This is a genomic window from Desulfatiferula olefinivorans (genome assembly GCF_054657895.1).
The window spans coordinates 38,558-53,892 of the sequence record NZ_BAAHXV010000023.1; the positions used below are offsets into that span (position 1 = coordinate 38,558).

Annotated in this window: 12 protein-coding genes; 5 read left to right on the forward strand and 7 right to left on the reverse strand. The window is 56.9% G+C overall.

Going from position 1 to position 15,335, the window contains the following annotated elements:
- Nucleotides 1-128 precede the first annotated feature (128 nt).
- The 3 genes from ACYQ11_RS15270 to ACYQ11_RS15280 are packed head-to-tail and all read right to left on the reverse strand — an operon-like array spanning nt 129 to nt 3,480.
- Nucleotides 129-1,493: an MFS transporter gene (locus ACYQ11_RS15270; protein WP_459924672.1), complete on the reverse strand. Its 1,365-nt coding sequence runs from the start codon at nt 1,491-1,493 to the stop codon at nt 129-131.
- Nucleotides 1,490-2,071 carry a chalcone isomerase family protein gene (locus ACYQ11_RS15275; protein WP_459924673.1) on the reverse strand — a complete coding sequence of 194 codons (582 nt, stop codon included), beginning with the start codon at nt 2,069-2,071 and terminating at the stop codon, nt 1,490-1,492. Before ACYQ11_RS15275 ends, ACYQ11_RS15270 begins: the two co-directional genes overlap by 4 nt.
- Nucleotides 2,068-3,480: an SDR family NAD(P)-dependent oxidoreductase gene (locus ACYQ11_RS15280; protein WP_459924674.1), complete on the reverse strand. Its 1,413-nt coding sequence runs from the start codon at nt 3,478-3,480 to the stop codon at nt 2,068-2,070. The genes ACYQ11_RS15275 and ACYQ11_RS15280 overlap by 4 nt, the downstream gene beginning before the upstream one ends.
- A 264-nt stretch (nt 3,481-3,744) precedes the next feature.
- On the opposite strand from ACYQ11_RS15280, the gene ACYQ11_RS15285 reads away from it, so the two are divergent.
- Entirely contained in the window at nt 3,745-5,013 is a 1,269-nt protein-coding gene (locus ACYQ11_RS15285; protein ID WP_459924675.1) for an NAD(P)/FAD-dependent oxidoreductase, read from the forward strand.
- Nucleotides 5,010-6,971 (forward strand): DUF1365 family protein, encoded by a 1,962-nt coding sequence (locus tag ACYQ11_RS15290; RefSeq protein ID WP_459924676.1) that lies wholly within the window; start codon nt 5,010-5,012, stop codon nt 6,969-6,971. The genes ACYQ11_RS15285 and ACYQ11_RS15290 overlap by 4 nt, the downstream gene beginning before the upstream one ends.
- Nucleotides 6,972-6,988: 17 nt before the next feature.
- Here ACYQ11_RS15290 and ACYQ11_RS15295 read toward each other — a convergent pair whose 3' ends face one another.
- Nucleotides 6,989-8,386, reverse strand: a complete 1,398-nt coding sequence (locus ACYQ11_RS15295; protein WP_459924677.1) for a sigma-54 interaction domain-containing protein — start codon at nt 8,384-8,386, stop codon at nt 6,989-6,991.
- A 284-nt stretch (nt 8,387-8,670) separates the two neighbouring features.
- Between ACYQ11_RS15295 and ACYQ11_RS15300 the strand changes: the two genes are divergently transcribed.
- Together ACYQ11_RS15300 and ACYQ11_RS15305 are read left to right on the forward strand one after the other, a co-directional pair.
- Nucleotides 8,671-9,348 (forward strand): DUF1638 domain-containing protein, encoded by a 678-nt coding sequence (locus ACYQ11_RS15300; protein ID WP_459924678.1) that lies wholly within the window; start codon nt 8,671-8,673, stop codon nt 9,346-9,348.
- Between the two features lie 67 nt (nt 9,349-9,415).
- Nucleotides 9,416-9,790: a hypothetical protein gene (locus ACYQ11_RS15305; RefSeq protein WP_459924679.1), complete on the forward strand. Its 375-nt coding sequence runs from the start codon at nt 9,416-9,418 to the stop codon at nt 9,788-9,790.
- A gap of 85 nt (nt 9,791-9,875) precedes the next feature.
- Here ACYQ11_RS15305 and ACYQ11_RS15310 read toward each other — a convergent pair whose 3' ends face one another.
- From ACYQ11_RS15310 to ACYQ11_RS15320, 3 genes are all read right to left on the reverse strand, one after another.
- Nucleotides 9,876-10,313: an iron-sulfur cluster assembly scaffold protein gene (locus tag ACYQ11_RS15310; RefSeq protein ID WP_459924680.1), complete on the reverse strand. Its 438-nt coding sequence runs from the start codon at nt 10,311-10,313 to the stop codon at nt 9,876-9,878.
- 90 nt (nt 10,314-10,403) lie between these two features.
- Nucleotides 10,404-10,949, reverse strand: coding sequence for a NifB/NifX family molybdenum-iron cluster-binding protein (locus ACYQ11_RS15315; protein ID WP_459924681.1), 546 nt, complete (start codon nt 10,947-10,949; stop codon nt 10,404-10,406).
- 350 nt (nt 10,950-11,299) lie between these two features.
- Complete coding sequence (locus ACYQ11_RS15320; protein WP_459924682.1) at nt 11,300-13,471, reverse strand: acetyl-CoA hydrolase/transferase C-terminal domain-containing protein; 2,172 nt, start codon at nt 13,469-13,471, stop codon at nt 11,300-11,302.
- Nucleotides 13,472-13,772: 301 nt separating this feature from the next.
- On the opposite strand from ACYQ11_RS15320, the gene ACYQ11_RS15325 reads away from it, so the two are divergent.
- Nucleotides 13,773-15,317 carry a sigma-54 interaction domain-containing protein gene (locus ACYQ11_RS15325; protein ID WP_459924683.1) on the forward strand — a complete coding sequence of 515 codons (1,545 nt, stop codon included), beginning with the start codon at nt 13,773-13,775 and terminating at the stop codon, nt 15,315-15,317.
- Nucleotides 15,318-15,335: the final 18 nt, after the last annotated feature.

Here is a 15,335-nt window from a genome sequence, read left to right on the forward strand (position 1 = left end):
CCACCCTGCTTCATAGCGCCACAGGGTGGCGCTATGAAGTGTTTTGTGGCGCCACGCGACTTCATCATGAAGATCGATTCACTCTCTGATCATTGGAATGATCTGTCGATCAGATATTTTTGTTTTTATTATGGTGAATCAGAATTCAGGGACTGAAGCCGGGACTGGATCCGGTGAAACCGGGATTCGGTAATAGGGTAGAAACAGATGATGAGGATGGCGATGATCTGGCAGAGGCAGGGCACCAGGGCATAGAGAATTTTGAGTGCAAAAATCGTCATGTCGTTCTGGGCGGTATCGGGGGCGTAGCCGGTGCGGCCAAGCAGCCACAGGCCAAGGCCAACACCCAGGGCGGCGGCCAGTTTTTTGGATACGGACCACAGGCCGATGTAGCGGCCTTCCCGCCGCTTTCCGGTCATCAGTTCGTCGTAGTCGATCACGTCGGCCTGGATGGACGACGGCAGGACCAGCCCTGCGCCGAACCCGATGCCCGAAACGGCCACCAGCACCCCGTAAATCGCTTCATCGCCCGGCCCGAGGAAAAACACCCCCAGGAAGGCCAGGGTATTGATCACCATGGCGCCGATCCAGGCCGCCTTCTTCCCCGTTTTGCGGGACAGCCCCACCCAGAAAGGAATAAAGGCGACGCCTACCACGAAATACAAAGCCAGAAACAGTTCCGCCCGGTCTGAATGCAGCACGTATTCGACGTAATAAAGGATCAGCGTCGCCGGCAGGTTGCTGCCCAGGGAGCTGACGGTAAACGCCGTAAGCAGAATCACAAAAGGACGGTTCCGGAACACCCCGGCAAAGCCGGACCAGAAGGGGTCTTTCCGTGAGGCTGCCGCGCGATCTTTTTCCCGGACCCGCCACACGCAGAGGGCCGCGGCGGCAAGGACCAGGGGCCCGTACACCAGGGCCAGGGCCGTGAACCGTGCGCGCTCATGGACCGGCAGCCCCAGAAGGCCAAGGACCAGCGTCGACAGAGCCGGAGAGGCGGCGGCAAACAGGGTGCCGACAATCAGAAAGCCGTCCCTCAATCCGAAAAGGGTGGTCCGTTCATGATAGTCGCTGGTCAATTCCGGGCCAAGGGCTTCATAGGGCACGATGAAAAGCGTCCAGAAAAGGAACAGGGAAAACAGCCACCCGGCAAAGCGAATGACCTGCTCGCTGCCCGGAGACTCCGTCGGCGTAAACAGAAAGTACAGCGAAAACGATAGCCCCACCGCCCCCAGGGCGATCAGGGGACGCCTCCGTCCCCAGGGAGTCCGGATCTCATCGGAAAAATGACCGATCAGAGGGTCCGTGACCGCATCGAACAGACGGACCGCCATCAGAAGAACCCCCACGACGGCGATATCCATGCCCACCGTATCCGTATAGAATTTGGGCAGGAATACGTAGATGGGAATCCCGATGACCGCCAAGGTAAAGGCCGGAAAGGCATAGAAAAGACGGACGGACCAGGGAACCGTTCCCTTGGCGGCCGTCATGGTTTTACTCCGAGAAGCCGGTCCCGGAAGTCGGGATCGATGGGTTTTTCACCCAGCCACACGCCGAACAGGGCGCGGGCGAAATCCAGCCCTGGAAGCGTTCCCGCCACCGTTCCGTTCAGGGCAAGCTGCGTCCCCCGGTCGGGATGGTAATAAAGGGAGTAACGGTCGTTGGGTTTCACATCGGCATACAAAGCGTTCAGAGCATTCAGCCGGTCTTCGATGGATGCAAAGGTTTTTGCGTCAACGGCATCCTGAATGCTTCGGGTGGTGGCCTCTGCAAAATCACCGGCCGAAATGGACACCTTGTACTCGAGAACCAGGTATTTGGGCACCGGCCCCAGCGCCTCGGCCGCCGGAGTGTTCGCCGGCAGGTAAAAGGCCCCGGCATAGCCCTTGACAATAACCAGATACCTCTGAAGGGCGGCCCCTGTGAGAAAAAGCCGGGTCCCGTCCAGGGTGACGCTTCGAGGGAAGGTACTGCCGTCCACACGCACGGTGTCACACAGGCCCTTTACGGGAATCAGGCACAACAGCAAAAAAAGGCACAGGATATGTGGGAGGCGGTATCGGTTCATGGTCGTTTCTCCCTGCCCATGGTTTCCAGGGCCTCGACAAGCGCATGGCGATCCGTCTCCGTTTCGCGGGTGCGCCTTAACACATGGGTGATCCGCGGCGTTCGGTCCAGCCAGAAGAGGCCGCTCGACAGACCGGCCTCCGGGGCCTGGGCCAGCCAGACCAGGGTGTCGGCCCCCTGTTCCGGCGTTCGCAACACCGGATCGGTGAGCCGGTAAAACTCAGGCAGGGCTTCTTTGATACCGGGGGTCCTCACCCAGCCCGGATGCATGGCGTGAACCGTGATGTTTTTGGGCGAAAGCTCACGGGCCCAGAGTTCCGTCAGAATGACCAGACCCCGTTTGGCACGGGCATAAGCCTTTGCCCCGTCGTAGGGTTCGTTTCGGAACTGAAGGTCGTTTGTCACAATGCCCTGGGTGTACATGCCCCCGGAAGATACGTTGATGATCCGGCCGGCCCCCGAAGCCTCAAGGGCGGGAATCAGGCGGCGGGTCAGGGCATAGGGGCCGAGCAGGTTCACGGCGAAACATCGTTCAAATCCTTCGACCGTTTCCTGTCGGTCCGGATAAAGGGCCCCGGCATTGTTGATCAGGACGTCAATCACCGGTTCCTCGGTCATCAATGCATCGGCCAGGCCATCGATATCCCGGAGCAGGCTCATGTCCGCCGTGAACAAACGGATGGATTCGTTGCCGGTTTCATGGACCATGCGGCGACGGACCGCCTCCGCCTTTTCCGGATTTCGCGCAACCAGAATCAGCCGCGCACCCCGGTGGGCGATCATGCGGGCCGCGGCAAGGCCGATGCCCGAGGTGGCCCCGGTGATCACAACGGTCTTGCCCGAGAGGGACGAAACAACAGGAGCCCAGCGCCGCCGGGCCCAGGCGTAACCGAACCGTGTAAACGAAGGCAGGCCGCCCACCACCGTGCGATCGAGCAAAGCGGAAAGCCCGCCGACTTCAGGAACCGTTGGTTTGCGGTTGAAGGCGTCTGCAAGACCGCTGACCGCCGCCGTGCCGATGCGTTCAAGAAGGGGCCGGAGCACCCTGGCCAGGTGAGCACGCCCCCCCTTAAAGCTCAGGTCGGCCCGATACTTGATCCGGGTCTTTTGGGGTCCCACAGCCTCGAAATTCAGGGTATCCACGGCGGAAAAGGACTGCCCTCGGCCCTCAAGGACGATTTTCGACGGTTTTTCGAGGACTGTAAGGGTATAGGTCATGGAAACGGAAAAGGGTCCGTAGGCCAGATCGAGTTCATAGCGCGTGCCCACCGCCGTTTTCCCCGGCGTGATCTTCCGTGCCCGGACAACACCGGGGTCCCACTCTTCGATGGTTTTGAAATCACTGAGGTAATCAAACACCTCATCGATGGGCCTGTCGGCGATGACGACTCGTTTGAGGGTCAGGGTCATGTCGGCTCCTTTCGCGTGAATGGCTGGGAATGCCGTTCACCCGTGGGGTTGAAAGGTTAGGTATTGAAGAACATGATCATCAAATTTCGAAATGCAACGAAGGACCGAAAACTTTTCTTTTCTCCGGTTTTTGTTTGTATTTTACGATCGGCATGATAAAATTCCCCGCATTCCAAATCGCTCAGACGATCCGGACATCACCGATCGCCCTTTGGCCGGATTGAGAGCCGCATGAATATCACACATCAAGTCACGGGAGACACCATGAACGAGAAGATGACCATAGCCGTCATCGGAGGCGGCGTGTCGGGTGTGACGGCCGCTTATCTGCTTCAGGACAGGCACCGCATCACCCTGTTTGAAAAAAACGATTACGTGGGCGGGCATACCCACACCGTGACTCTGCCCTCGGGACCGGACCGGGGCCTTCGGGTGGACACGGGATTTATCGTGATGAACGACAAAACCTATCCCCTGCTGACCCGTTTTCTCGATGCCCTCCAGGTAAAAACGGAGAAAACGGACATGTCCTTCAGTTACTACTGCCGCAAAACCGGGTTCCAGTACGGATCGTCCAGCCTTGACAGCGTCTTCGCCCAACGGTCCCATCTGGTCAGCCCCAGGTTCTGGATGTTCCTGAAAGACATCCTCCGTTTCTTCAAAGAAGCCCGGAAAGGGCTTGAAACCGGGGCGTTCAAGGGGCTTTCCCTGGAAGACTTCCTCAGATCCAAAGGGTTTTCGGACCTGTTCCGGGACAACTACCTCCTGCCCATGTCCGCGGCCATCTGGTCGGCCTCCTACAACGACATGGCCGAGTTTCCCATGGAAGCGTTTGCCCGGTTCTATGAAAACCACGGGCTGTTGTCTGTGAACGACCATCCCCAGTGGTACTATGTTTCCGGGGGAAGTCGCTCATACATCGACGCCTTCCTGGCCCAGTTCCCCGGAACGGTGGAAACCTCGTCCCCGGTTCGGTCCCTCTGCCGCAATGAAAAAGGCGTGACGGTGCGCCTTTCAGACGGCAGCAGCCGGGATTTCGACGGCGTGATCATCGCCGCCCACGCGGATGAGGCCCTTTCCCTGCTCGAAGACCCCTCGGATTTGGAAAAAGAGCTGCTCTCGCCCTGGCGCTATTCGAAAAACGAGGTGATTCTGCATACGGACACCTCGTTTCTGCCGCCCAACATCAAGGCCCGGGCTTCGTGGAACACCATCCGCGAAGACATCCAGACCGACGCCTCACCCATCACCGTCACCTATGATATGACACGGCTCCAGAAGCTCAACACCTTAAGGACCTACTGTGTGACCCTGAACCCCTGCACGCCCGTGCCCGAGGCCCAGGTGATCGATGCCATGGTCTACACCCACCCGATTTTCGATGCCGCAGCCACGGCCACCCAGAGCCGGCTCGATCAGCTGAACGGGCGGAACAACACCTGGTTCTGCGGCGCCTATTTCGGATACGGTTTCCATGAAGACGGGGTCCGGTCAGGGGTGAACGTGGGCAAACACTTTGGAGTGAGCCTGTGAATTCGACCCTGATCAAGGCCAAGGTCTTCCACCAGCGGTTTTTCCCGGCCCGGCACGGATTTTCCTACCCGCTATCCCTGTACTGCCTGGACCTGTCCGAACTCACGGCCCTGGACCGGGGTGTGACCGGCTTCGGCTACAACCGCATGGGGATCGCCTCACTTTACGACCGGGACTACCTGGACGGTTCCGTCACCCCCCTTTACGACCGGATTCGCGCCCGGCTCGTTCACTGCAACGCCCCGTCGACCATCGACCGCATCATGCTGGTCACCTCGCTGCGACGGTTTTCCGCCGTGTTTAACCCGGTCAGCTTCTACCTGTGTCTGGACAAACACCGGGACCTTATCTTTGCGCTGGCCGAGGTCAACAACACCTTCGGCGAGCGCCACCTTTACCCCCTGAAACCGGAGAAAAAGGGGAGCGCCCACGAGGCCTCCGCCGAAAAGGTGTTCCATGTGTCCCCGTTCAACACCGTTTCCGGCACCTATGATTTCCGTTTCGGTCCTCTGGACAAGGGGCTTGCCGTCCGTATCGTGCTGTCGGTGGACGGACGAAAAAAATTTGTGGCGTCGCTGACAGGCGACATGATCCCCCTCACCGGAAAAAACCTCGCCATGATGTGGCTGAGACATCCGTTTACCCCCCACCTGACCATGGGGAGAATCCTTAAAGAGGCCGCCGTGCTGTTTTTCCAAAAGAAACTGCCCTACATTCCCAAGCCCGTATCCGTCCACCCGAACACGGTGCACAAAGAACCCTCGAACCTTCTTCAGAAAATCGCCCGGACCCTGTTCATCCGGGGTCTTTCCCGGATCCGCCGGGGCTTTATTTCCGTCACCTTTCCCGACGGCAGCCAACGGGTCTTCGGTGATTCGCATTCGCCGCACCGGGGCGAGCTTCGCATTCTGGATGATGATTTTTTCCCCCAGGCGGTATTCCGGGGGGATATCGGCTTTGGTGAAGCCTACATGGACGGCCTGTTCGAAACCCCAGATCCGGCAGCCCTGGTGGGCGCCCTGGTCCTGGCCTTCAGCGGCGGCAGGATTTCCGGCCGGGTGTCGGCTTTTCTGCGGGGTACCCTTGAACGGGTCATCTCCCGCGTGCCCGCCAATTCCCTGCGTGAAAGTCCCCGGAACATTAAGGCCCATTACGATATCAGCAACCCCTTTTACCGTTTGTTCCTCGATGAGTACATGGTCTATTCGTCCGGGATCTTCGATTCGGACGAGGACTCGCTGGAAGAGGCCCAGCTCCGGAAAATCCGGAACATCATCGCCAAGGCCGACATCCGGGAAAGCGACCATGTCCTTGAAATCGGGTCGGGCTGGGGGGCTTTCGCCTTCACGGCGGTCCGGGACACCGGCTGCCGCGTGACCACCCTCACCCTTTCCAACGAGCAGCATGAGTGGGTGTCACAAAAGGTGAAGGAACTGGGTCTCGAAAACCGGATCGAGGTTCTTTTAAAGGATTACAGGACCATGACCGGCCGTTTCGACAAGATCGTATCCATTGAAATGCTCGAAGCCGTGGGGCACCGATATCTGGGGACCTTTTTTTCCCGCTGCGACGCCCTGTTGAAACCCGGAGGACGTGTGGTTGTCCAGGTGATCACCCTGCCGGACCAGGAATATGCCGCCTACCGCATGCGCGTGGACTGGATCCAGAAGCACATTTTCCCCGGCGGCCACCTGCCCTCGCTGACGGCCCTGTGCCGGGCCATGACCCGGCGCAGCTCCCTGATCGTGGATCACCTGGAAAATATCGGTCCCCATTACGCCGTCACCCTCAAGCACTGGCACCGCAGGTTCACGGAAAACCGGGACCGCATCGCGGCCCTGGGGTTCGACGACCGTTTCATGCGAAAATGGGAATATTACCTGACCTCCTGCGAAGCCGTCTTCCGGGTTCGCGGTCTTGAAAACCTTCAACTGGTGCTGCGCCGTCCCTACGAATAAAGACGACGGCACCCTTGCTAGACGTCCTTCTGCATGGGAATATCCCATTTCTTCATGTATTTCCAGATGGCGGCTCGGCTGAGACCGAGCTGTCGTCCGGCTTCTGCCTTGTTCCAGTCGCCGGCCTCGAGGATATCGATCAGGCGGTCCCGTGTCAGGGTTTTTCGATCGGCCCTGGCCTGGGGGGCATGGAAGGGCTCGTCGAGAACCGGCAGGCCTGGCGCCCCGTCGCTTCTTCTGATTTCCACGGGCAGGTCGATCAGGTCGATATGGTCACCGGTGGAAAGAACAAAGGCATGCTCGATGGCGTTTTCCAGTTCACGCACATTGCCCGGCCAGTTGTAGTCCAAAAGCACCCGCATGGCCGACGGGCTCACGGAATTCATGGTCTTTCCCGTTTTTTCATTCTGAGCATCCATGAAATGCTGAACCAGAAGCGGAATATCCGTCTTCCGATCCCGCAAGGGGGGCAAGTGGATGGGAAAAACCTTGAGACGGTAATACAGGTCCTCCCGAAAAAGCCCTGCATTGACCAGAGATAAAAGGTCCTTGTTGGTGGCGGTAATAATACGGATATCGACCTTTCGCTTTTTGGAGTCCCCCACCCGCTCCACTTCCCGTTCCTGAAGCACCCGAAGTAGCTTGACCTGAATGAAGGGACTGATTTCCCCGATTTCATCGAGAAAGATCGTTCCGCCTTCGGCTTCCTCAAACCGACCGATCCGATCCCTCAACGCTCCGGTGAAGGCCCCCTTCACATGGCCGAACAATTCGCTTTCAAGCAGGGATTCGGACAGGGCGCTGCAATTCACCGTCACAAAGGGATTGTCTTTTCGTCTGCTGTTGTAATGGATGGCACCGGCCACCAGCTCCTTGCCGGTCCCGCTTTCCCCCTGAAGCAATGTGGTGGCATCGCTTGCGGCGGCGGCCTGAATGGAGATGAACATTTTTATCATGGCCGCGCTTTTCCCGATGATCCGATCGAACTGATGGACCTCTCCGAGCTTGCGGTTGGCCTCCTCGGCTTCCCGCCGGGCCCGGTACAGTTCGGTCATATCCGTGATGGTTTCGACCACGGCCCGCTCGCTCCGGGTGTCATCGCGGTACACCCGTGCGCTTTTCACCACCGGAATCTCGTGGCCGTCCTTGTGACGCAGAAAGCATTCTTTCCCGTCCAGGTTGCCCTTGTTGAAAATATTGCATTCACCGATCCCGCTGGGGCAGGATTTTCCAAAACAGAGGTCAAACCCGATGATGCTGCACGGTTTGCCGATCACCTCGTCGGGACTGTACCCGGTGATCCGCTCCATGGACGGATTCCACGATGTGATGCTGCCGTGTTCATCGACGGTAAACACTCCGCCGGCCATGGCGTCCAGTAACAAATGGGCGATACGGGCATATTCCATTATCATTGTCCTTTCCTGTGATGGATGGTTCACGTGCGCCACCATAGCGCCACCTTTCGCAACCCATGCGTATTTGTAGCGCCACCAACTGTGCCGTGTCAACGATCATGTTGACCAACGCGCAGGCCATTCATCGAAAACAGCCGCGCTTATGACAATGAATACAGCAACATACATTCCATATTTAAAAAAAATGTTCATGTTTCAAACCCTGGCACGCGAATTGATATTCCAGTAGGTCAACGCGGCGCCACAATGAGCCGCACAACCAATGCTTCAGGGGGTTTTCCATGAACACGCCATCATTCAAAGATATCGCCGTCGTCGCCTGCGGGACCCTTCGTATGGAGCTCACCGCCCTCAAGGATCAGGGATTTCTGGACACGGAGCACCTTCTTTTCACCACGCCCGGCCTGCACCAGGATCCGACTGAACTCGAACGTCAGTTGACGGCCCTGGTAAGGAAAGGAAAGGAGCAGGCTAAGGCCGTTATCGTCGTCTATGGGGGAAAGTTCTGCTACGTGAATGTCAACGAGCCTCTACGGACCATGCAAACCGTCATCGACGAGTTGGGGCCCGACGTGTTCCGCATCGAGGCCACCCATTGCATGGACATGATCGCCGATGAAACCGAACGCGAAACCATCGCGCAAGACATGGTCGGCGGAGAAAAGGTGTTCTGGATGACGCCCGGCTGGGTTCGTTACCGACCGCTCGTGTTCAAAGGCTGGGACAAAGGCCTGGCCAACGAAAACTTTCCCCGGCATACCGGAGGCGTCATCGTCCTGGATACCCTGGGTTATCTGGATCGTTACATGGAGGAGCATCCGGAGGATTTCCTGGAATACTGCGACTGGATGGGGGTTCCCATGCAGGCCTCTTCCCGGCCCCCGGACCGGTTGAAAGCGCTGCTTTACGAGCAGCTGAAACGGTGGGAGAAAAGCCGCGTCGCTTCGCCGGAAAAATAAAAAATAAATTTTATTAAAACAAACGATTAAACAAAAAACCATCAATCAAAACATCAGGAGGTTTACCATGAAAAAAATCGCTCTTATCATCGCCGTTATGATCACCCTGCCCACGGCAGCCTTTGCCGCCGACTATATCGCCGGAACGATTCAGGGGGCGAGCTACGTGTTCAACAAAACCGTCCAGCCCACCGGCGCCAATGATCCCAAGGTGGTTCTCGAGCGCGATTTCGTACTCCAGGCCGCCGACGGCAAGGCTTATTTCCTGCCGAATGTGCCCCGGAGCATGAAAACCAAGGCCGTCAACAACGAGGTTCGGGTTTACGGGGACATGAAGGACAACGGAACAATTTTCGTTCACCAGATCACCATGAAATACGGCAAGGAGTATATTCCCCTGTGTGACTGGGACAAAAAAGCCGAGGAAAATGCATCCAACTAAGTACTGAAAAACCCAAGGCTCCTTCGTCATAGTCGAAGCCAGGCACCCCCTTCCGATCAGGCATGACCGGAAGGGGGTTGCTTTTTTATGCCCGGCCGATCTGTTTTTTCATGTAATCGTTCAAGGCTTCCTGAACCGCGCCGGCCGCAAGGGTCGTGCAATGCAGATCCTCTTTGGGCAGGGTGCCGATCTTGCCCAGCACCGCCTCGGCGTTGATTTCGGCAATATCTTCCGGTTCACGGCCCAACGTGAGTTCGGCGGCGAAGGAGCCGCAGATCTGACTGGAGGCGCAGCCGTCGGTGAAGTAAGAGGCCCGGGCCACCCGGTTGTTTTCGAATTTCAAGTAAATTTCCATGGTGTCTCCGCAATCCCCACGAACCCGTGACTTGCCGTCCGCATCATTCATCCGGCCGTTGAACCGGGGGTTGCGCCACCTGTCAAAGCCCTGTTCGCCCAATGACGCTTTGGCTTCATCGAAAATCTCTTCCTGCAATTTGTCCAAAAAATCATCCAAATGTCCCATGGTACGCATTCTTTCCTGTTGTCGTTAGACTGAAAAACCCCCCGGTTTATGAGCCGGAGGGTTATGATCCATCTTACAAAGACTGCGAAATCAAGCGTTTCGACCGGATTTACCGCCCATGCCCCGGCCGCCGCCCATGCCGCGACCGCCACCGCCTCCGCAACCTCTTCCGCCCCCCATACCCCGACCGCCGCCGCATCCTCTTCCGCCGCCCATGCCGCGGCCTCCGCCCGTACCCATGCCCGGGACGTTTGTTGCGGCAGGGCCGGAGGAGAGGCCGGCCTTCTCACCGACCGTGGCCCCGGTTGCCGGCGTGAGGGTTTGCGCCTTGAACCGCTCGACCGCGTCACGCACCGTCCCGTCCTGACCGGCATAGACCGCGATGCCGGCGGCATCGAAGGCCTTCGCGGCATTGGGTCCGCAGTTTCCGGTCAGTACCGCCTTCGCACCCTTGGAAGCGACAAAACTCGCCGCCTGGATTCCTGCACCGCCACTGAGTTCCGCGAAGTCATTGGCAAAGGCCTCGGTGTCCAGGGTGTCCGTGTCCACCATTACAAAATACGCACAGCGGCCAAAACGGGGATCGATCCCCGCATCCAGATTCTTTCCTGTTGAACTTACGACAATCTTCATCATTCAAACCCCTTTTCCGGTTGAAGAAATAACAATCAGGCAGAACCTGCCCGGTACCAAAGAAGACAGCAAGTAGCGTACCATGGGGGCGCACTCGAGAAGTTATATATGTATTAGCATAAAATTCAAAGTTTTGTATTAACAAACCTAATGAATCAAAGGAAATAATTCAACCGACAAAGCGTTGCAAAGGAAAGACGGAATCACGACAAAACGTTGCATTGATGCAACCCTATCGTTCGATGCCGCAAAGGTATCGGGGGTTGCCTCCGGACCTTAAAAAAATGCGGCCCGACCGTATGCGCGGCCGGACCGCAAGCGATCCTGAACGACGGGGGAGACTCACCGGGACATCAGAGGGCGCCGGATGAATCCAGTGCGAAAACGACAACCTGACGCATCATTTTTTCGCTGAGGGATGTGGGGACATGGAGGTCCAGTCGTTCAAGATACGGGAGGGCCGTTGGAGACGGTTTTCTGACCATGGATTTCATCAACCCGCCCAGGGTGGAAAACCTGCTTCGGGTGAGGGACGCCTTGAACTGCTTGAGGGCTTTGCCGATCACCAGTTCCTGATCGGTCAAATCGGTCCCGAAGGGAAAGGGTTTGAAACAGTTGTCCGCCTTGAACGGCCCCATCATGGATGCGAGCCGTTCCGGGGTGTTGTGCCTGAACTGCTCGGGAATCTGATAGGATTCCGGGATCTTCCCCGCCTTTTTGGCTTGGGCCAGCAGATCTTCCTGAAACCGCGAGTCCGTGACGTTCAGGATGGCGGCGATCACTTCCCGATCAGATTTTCCCAACAGATCGGCGATGCCGTATTCGGTGACCACGATGTCGCGAAGATGCCGGGGCACGGTGGTATGGCCGTAGTTGAACACGATATTCGACAGGGTTTTGGCCCCTTTCTGACGGGTACTGCGGATCATCATGATCAGACGGGCGTCGGGCAGAGCGTGGGCCATGGACACGAAATTGTACTGACCGCCGACCCCGGAGATCACGGTGCCGTTTTCAAGGCCGTCGGAGCAGACATTTCCCAGGATACTCAGAATCATCCCGGCGTTCACAAACCGTGCGTTTTTGCGCTGAAGGGCCCGAAGACGTTCATCGCCGTAAAGCTGGTTGACCTTGGCCACCCCGGTCATCTCGAACTGCCTGCGTTCATCCTCGTTCATGGCCCTTAATTCCTCATAAAAGCCCTTGGAGCCGATGAAGAACCCGCCATGGATCAGGACCCCGTTTTTCAGACGGTCCCCCCGGCATTGTTCGGCCACCTTCCGCCTGTTCTCCTCATCCCTGAAATCGGCAGACCAGGAGGCCTTGCCGTTGACGATCCGATAATCCCTGTAATCAAGATCCTCACGAAAAATGCCGAAGCGTTTCAGGGTCCGGAAGCCGTCTTCGGTCAGGACCGGACTGTAGGGCTTCTGCTGAAGAAGAATGTCCACGGCCTCCGGCGTGAGTGTTTCATCGAGTCCGCCCTCGTTGATCAGTTTCTGGATGGAGGCATCGTCGTAGACCCGCCGCTTGATGATGCCTGCCTTGTAAAGGTTGATAAAGACCTCCACCAGCATTTCCGTGGCGCCGTAGAGGCCCTGGTCAAAGGCATCCCTGCCGCCCACCTGGTCGATGACGGACCCGAATTTTTCATCGATGCCCGAGGAGGAAAGAAAACGCCGGTAAACCGCAGGACGGCTGTGGCGCAGGATCAGGGCATTTGCGATGGCATCGCCCAGGGTGCCGATCCCGATCTGAAGGGTTCCTCCGTCCTTGACGAGGCTGCTCACATGCATGCCGATCATATGATCCTGAACACTTACCGACGCCCGGGGCACACTGAACAGGGGCAGATGGTAGGCCTCGTCTTCGAGGATCATGTGAAACCGTTCGGGCCCGGTCACGGCGTCGCCGTACATGAAGGGCAGGTTCCGGTTCACATGACCGATATGAACCGCGGGCTTCCCCGCCCGGCTCTGTTCCATCATGTAGTCGGTCAGTTCCCCGATGTCGGCATTGCAGCTGTCACTGTAAAACACCTGCCCGCCCTCTTCCCGCTTGGCGACCTGGTGGCAGTATACGTTGATGCCGTTTCGAATCAGATCGCGGACCACGTGGGTGTAGTTCGAACTGACGTATTCCTGCTGGGCCCTGGGCACATTGACGAAACTTCCGGCCTTGCAGAAGAATTCCCGGACCGAGACATTTGCCGGCAGGGCGTTTCGACGAAGATCCACCATGTAATCGAAATCGGGAATCCCGTTCCAGATGCGGCCCACCAGGGGCTCCATCATCCTCCGTTCGAGATCGCTTTTCCAGCCCGGCTTTTCAAGGGCCAGGGCGGTGATGATGGTCAGGTTGACGGAGGGGTCCTGTTTGGCCCGCCGGTACAGTTCGTTGATCACCGGATGGGATTTGCCCAATGCCAGGGGCATCCCGAACACAATGGTTTTTCCCACACGGCGGATCATCTCATCCACGCAGGCTGTGACATCGTTGTAATACAAGGGTTTCGATTGATCCATCGTTCCTGATCCTTTCGTCTGAACGGTTGAATGGCCGCTCCGGTAACGGGTGTTCCGAAGCGTAACGCTGTTCAGATACTTACCCTGTTTCAAAAAAGGAAAAAATCCGGTGATGACCGTATTGGCCGTCGGTCGGACGCCGAGGGTTGGATAGGTCAAACGCCTAGGCGGTTTCGATGTGGTTGATTTTTTCGTTACGACAGGATAGGTTAAATAACCCTTAATAATTATCCAGGCATGTTTTCATTCTTTCAGTCTCACAGTCATTAATAAACATCTATGGTCAGCGGGAGGCGAATTGATGACCTCCATTAAGACTCCGAAAATCAAAAAAGCCGCCAGGCCATCGAAGGGGAATGACGACATACTCCAACCCTTTCTGACCGTCTTGGACGTCATACTTAATTCACTGAGAGAGCCTCTGCTTCTCCTTGATCACGAACTTAAGATCATCAAGGCCAACCAGGCCTTCTACCAGGCCTTTGACGTCAAGCCTGAACAAACGGCGGGTGTTATGATCTACGATTTGGGAAACCGTCAGTGGGACATTCCCGCCTTGCGGAAACTGCTTGAAGAAATACTTCCCTTGAATACCCAGTTCAATGACTATGAAGTGGAACACAACTTCGAAACCATCGGTCACAGAATCATGCATTTAAATGCACGGCGTTTTTACGACAAACCGGACGGGGTTCGAATGATCCTGTTGTCCATCGCAGATGTAACTGAACGGGAACACCATAAACGCAATCTCGAAGAGCTTGTCAGAAAACGAACGATGGAACTCGTATCGGCACGGGAAGATGCGGAAAAAGGTAAAGTCATCGCCGAAAAAGCCCTGCACGAAATCAAAAAACTGAAAAACCAGCTTGAAGCCGAGAGAGCCTACCTCCAGGAGGAAATCAAACTGGAGTACAACCATGAAAACATCATCGGGCAGAGCGACGCAATCACATATGTACTTTATAAAATCGAACAAATAGCACGAACTGACACCAACGTGTTGGTTCTCGGTGAAACGGGCACCGGAAAGGAACTGGTGGCTCGGGCCATTCACGCCCTCAGCCATCGGAACAACAGGGCACTTGTCAAAGTTAACTGCTCAACCCTGCCCGCCAACCTCATTGAAAGTGAATTGTTCGGCCATGAAAAAGGGGCGTTCACCGGGGCGATGGAAAGGCATCTGGGCCGATTTGAGATCGCCGACGGAGCGACGATTTTTCTCGATGAAATCGGCGAGCTGCCCCTGGAACTCCAGCCCAAGCTGCTTCGGGTGATTCAGGACGGTGAATTCGAACGCCTGGGCGGCTCGCGAACCATCACCGTCAATGCCCGAATCATCGCCGCCACCAACCGGAATCTGGAAGAAGAGACCCACAGGGGACGATTTCGGGACGATCTCTGGTATCGTATCAATGTGTTTCCCATCACCATGCCGCCCCTCCGGGACCGCACCGAGGACATCCCTCTCCTTGTGGATTATTATGTCAGGCGAATCGCCAAGCGCCTGGGCAAATCCATCGGCATCATTCCGGCCGGCGTGATGCAGGATCTGAAGGCCTATCACTGGCCGGGCAACATCCGTGAACTCGAAAACGTCCTCGAGCGTGCGGTGATCAACTCGTCGGGACCCAAGCTCCACCTGGCCGATAACCTGAATATCCCCTTCAGCAGCCTGAAAAATGACCACAAAACCCTGGAAGCGATCGAGCGTGACCACATTCTCCGGGTTCTTGAACAGACCCGATGGAAAGTGAGCGGAAAAAACAGCGCATCGGAAATCCTGGGTCTTAACCGAAGCACCCTTCGGGCTCGTATGCGGAAGCTCCACATCGACCGTCCCTGATGGTTCCGACGGGCCTTG